Origin of the sequence: Olivibacter sp. XZL3 (assembly GCF_004368405.1) — a bacterium.
Classification (GTDB): Bacteria; Bacteroidota; Bacteroidia; order Sphingobacteriales; family Sphingobacteriaceae; genus Olivibacter.
The window spans coordinates 1-3,141 of record NZ_SBJH01000029.1 but is presented as its reverse complement, the minus strand read 5'-3'; the positions used below and the strand labels follow the sequence as shown (position 1 = coordinate 3,141).

The 3,141-nt window shown below is 35.5% G+C and carries 6 protein-coding genes and 1 pseudogene; 6 read left to right on the top strand and 1 reads right to left on the bottom strand.

Features of this window, described 5'->3' with window-relative positions:
• Positions 1-100: 100 nt before the first annotated feature.
• Positions 101-526 (bottom strand): hypothetical protein, encoded by a 426-nt coding sequence (locus EPX21_RS07530; RefSeq protein WP_134089060.1) that lies wholly within the window; start codon positions 524-526, stop codon positions 101-103.
• A gap of 144 nt (positions 527-670) precedes the next feature.
• Here EPX21_RS07530 and EPX21_RS07525 point away from each other — a divergent pair, with 144 nt between their 5' ends.
• The 6 genes and pseudogenes from EPX21_RS07525 to EPX21_RS07505 all read left to right on the top strand — a co-directional run bounded on the left by EPX21_RS07525 (position 671) and on the right by EPX21_RS07505 (position 3,026).
• Complete coding sequence (locus tag EPX21_RS07525) at positions 671-1,369, top strand: hypothetical protein (RefSeq protein ID WP_134089059.1); 699 nt, start codon at positions 671-673, stop codon at positions 1,367-1,369.
• Between the two features lie 59 nt (positions 1,370-1,428).
• Entirely contained in the window at positions 1,429-1,638 is a 210-nt protein-coding gene (locus tag EPX21_RS07520) for a hypothetical protein (RefSeq protein WP_134089058.1), read from the top strand.
• Positions 1,622-2,200: a hypothetical protein gene (locus tag EPX21_RS07515; RefSeq protein ID WP_134089057.1), complete on the top strand. Its 579-nt coding sequence runs from the start codon at positions 1,622-1,624 to the stop codon at positions 2,198-2,200. Before EPX21_RS07520 ends, EPX21_RS07515 begins: the two co-directional genes overlap by 17 nt.
• A gap of 122 nt (positions 2,201-2,322) precedes the next feature.
• A pseudogene (locus EPX21_RS23430) lies at positions 2,323-2,367 on the top strand (SEC-C metal-binding domain-containing protein); the annotation flags it as partial.
• Positions 2,368-2,385: 18 nt separating this feature from the next.
• Positions 2,386-2,526, top strand: a complete 141-nt coding sequence (locus tag EPX21_RS07510; RefSeq protein ID WP_240768578.1) for a hypothetical protein — start codon at positions 2,386-2,388, stop codon at positions 2,524-2,526.
• On the top strand, positions 2,523-3,026 hold the full coding sequence (locus EPX21_RS07505; protein WP_134089055.1) for a hypothetical protein: 504 nt from the start codon (positions 2,523-2,525) through the stop codon (positions 3,024-3,026). The genes EPX21_RS07510 and EPX21_RS07505 overlap by 4 nt, the downstream gene beginning before the upstream one ends.
• Positions 3,027-3,141: the final 115 nt, after the last annotated feature.

Here is a 3,141-nt window from a genome sequence, read left to right as displayed (position 1 = left end):
TAATTAAATCTAACGTTTTTGATGAAAACACTCCTTAAGTTTTTAAAATATCGTGTCCACTTTTTGCTGACGATTTACAGTCGTAATCTTGAAACCGAGGTCAATTGCAGTGGGGGGCAGTGCCGCCAGGATTGGTGCCACCTCTTGGGATCGATCTTGAGGGAAAACGATCGTCGGACGGGATGTCAAGGTTAACGATGATTTCCTCTCGGTAATAGTTTTTTTTACCGTTTGCATGGTATGCAACTTTCTGTGCATTTGAAAGAAAACACATAGCGATTAAGTTTAAATCAACTTCCTTTTTGCGCCTTCGCCTATCAAAGTATTGGCCAAGGTAAAATACCAAAATTGATACAAACAGCGTGGTAAAACAAATAAAAATAGTATCAGCCGAGATGCCTTTTAAAGTTTCCATTTTTGCAAATAATAAAATGATAAAACAAATAATGATTGAATAGAGAGCCAAAAACCTATCAAATGTTTCGGATGGATGTTTATAAAAAAATGCTAGAATCAGTTTGACCATATAGGATTTTTGAGGTTTGGCTATTGTGTAAAGATAGTATTAGAATAGGAAAAATAGAAACTGGCCAAAATGAATAACAAAAAAGACGTTCATTTCAATATGCCTATGTAAATTTGAGGTATAATCTAAAACTGGCCTAGATCAATGATGACAAACAGACAATCAAATATTGATACTTTTTACAACCTGTTGAATCAAGTATTAATGAAATTTCCTAAACAGACATTGGATAAATTATCATCAAAGCACCTTCCCAAAAAAGGTGTTTATTTCTTTTTTGAAGATGGGGAAACTCGTGACGATGCAAGTACGCCAAGAGTTGTGAGAATTGGAACTCATGCAGCGATTGCAAATTCAAATGCCACCTTGCACAAAAGGCTTTATAACCATAAAGGGTATAGGGATTTTACAGGTAATCACCGAGGCTCTGTTTTTAGGAAATTGGTAGGATACAGCTTGGCTGAAAAATTTGGTTTGGTGTACCTACATTGGGGTGACAGATCAAAGAAGAATGACCGCGGGGTAAAAGATGTCGAAAAAGCAATGGAGGTCTTGGTTTCTAAATATTTACACGCGATGACTTTTACGGTTCTTGAAGTTGATGGGCCATCATCCAAAGACAATGACAGAGCAATAATTGAGCAGAATACTATTGCGTTATTATCTAACTTCAACAGGTATCCGATTGATAAATGTTCCCCAACATGGCTTGGGCTCTGTTCAAGAGATGAAAAAGTAATAAAATCGGGGCTTTGGAATAGTGATTATGTTGAGCGAGATCTCATTGAAGATAAATACTTCGCAACAGTCGAAAGACATTTGCTAAAAATGCGTAATTGGTGACAATAAGTGAAGACACCTTACAATTATTCTTTTTGGAAATAAATCGAGATATTTACCCTATGGAAAATCAAGAAATAGAAATCGGCGACTATGTTAGACATGTAGACCCGTTAATAAATGGAGGTCTGCAAATGACGGTTGAGGGTATAGATAATGAACAAATTCAATGTTCTCATTTTGTCGGTGCGGAAGCAACTCATAAAGTAAGTTGGTTTCCAAAATCGGAACTAAAGCTCGTTAAAAAGGCGCAAGGTGGTTTTATCGATTAGTTTAGAAGTATTTATTTTAGGGGCTATTCATTGTTATGAAAGCTCAATTGATTGGGATAAAGTGCCAAATTGGATGCAGGCCATAGGTGCGATTATAGCATCAATAGGTTTAGTATATACACTTCTCCTACAGCGCAGAACCTTGAAAGAGCAGCAAAAAATAACACGGATCGAGCAGGAGAATTTCTTGAAAGGACATTTGCCATTGTTGGAACTGTCAAATGTAACTTATACTAAATCAGGACAGGGAAGATCAGTAAAATTCAAAATAAGTATAAAAAACAATCCTTTACAGAAACTGACCGTGCAGCATAATTTTCCCGAGGACTATAAAATTGACATCCCTTATATCATTTCTGACGTTATACTACCTGTAAATTATCAATTTGAATTTGGAATCACGTATGCACTAGCTGATGTATTTATTGAGGTTGTTGAATATACGGGAAACTCCCTGGTATTTTTATTTGAAGATGCGTTGGGAAATAGGTATCAACAGTTGTTGGTGTATAAAGGTAGTGACCTTGTTTTCTTGCATCCTGCAACTAGAATGCTACAATAAGATTACTACATTATTGCCCCATATTACAATAATATCTCAACTAGCGAAGCTAGTATCAATTTAATCTATTATTTAACATATTAAAGCCCAAAAAAGGAGTTTGACTAGTGTAAACGCAAAATATGAAATTTCAACGAAACGACCCCTGCTCTTGTGGTAGTGGGTTGAAATATAAAAAGTGTTGCATGAATAAAACTAATGTTGAGGGTGGAAGCGTTACCTTCACAATCTCATCGGTCTTGAAAACGGTGAAACTATGCTTAGAGAACGTTCATTTATTTAATGTAGGTGTTGCTAAAGTAGAACTGAAAGAGATCAAAGTATGAATGAAAACGTTCTGCTTTGCGAGTTTTACCCCCATGCCAAAAATAGCGGTGATATCAAAATAGAAATCGGAACGATTATGGCATCTCTATGCGGCCTTTTTAAAAACGACCCTTATGAAGGAATTTCCTTCAAAAGCTATGCTGTAAAGGCCTTTGATGAAAATGATAAGGAGATTTTATATGCCATATCATCGGTTGATACAGCATCATTAATCGGCAGAGGTCAATCCGTTGAATGGTTAAAACTGCCATATTTTCAGGAGAATACCGATAGCTATCGATTGAACAGAGCCAAAACAATCATTTCCGAGATTGAAAATGGGCTTCGCTTATTGATAAAGATTATATTGAAAGATAAATTTGGTGAAGAATGGTGGAACTTAGCAATTGGAGATAAAAAAATAGGTGGTTCTGTCGAAAAGACATATAACGAGCAATTTGGTATCGAAGAATCTAATGGTGATGTACTTATTAACTATACTTTCACGATATACAACTGAAAAAGATTATATGTACCCACTGGATCTATTTTAAAGTGTACGTCTTCAAACTAAATTAGACACATTAGGATGAAACCTTAAGGAGACTTTCGAGTTATAAATTTATTAATTTTTG